General features: G+C 63.6%; 1 protein-coding gene. It reads right to left on the bottom strand.

The window, feature by feature from the left end:
* Positions 1-280 (bottom strand): hypothetical protein (locus MD536_RS21740; protein WP_239603873.1); only part of this gene is annotated, 280 nt, incomplete at both ends.

Here is a 280-nt window from a genome sequence, read left to right as displayed (position 1 = left end):
CGTCAAATTTTGCTCCCAGGTCAGATCGAAGAAAGTACCCCCGGGCAGATCGCTCGCCGTCCCACCCAGGCCTTCTCCCTGCGCCGAGATCAGGTGCAGATCAGCCGCCACCGACCCCAGCCCCAATTGCAAGAACTGCCCCTGCGGCGCTTCCAGCACCGGGGATTCATACGATCCGTTCCAACGGGCATGGCCGCGCTCCGAACGGTCGTGGAATGACTCCCAGGGCAATTCAGCCGCCAGCCCATCCGGGTTACTGGCGATCACCCCAGTGGCATCC

Source organism: Flavihumibacter cheonanensis (assembly GCF_022352215.1).
In the GTDB taxonomy this organism is placed as follows: Bacteria; Bacteroidota; Bacteroidia; order Chitinophagales; family Chitinophagaceae; genus Flavihumibacter; species Flavihumibacter cheonanensis.
Note: the sequence above shows the minus strand (reverse complement) of the source record. Positions and strands in the feature narration are given on the sequence as shown.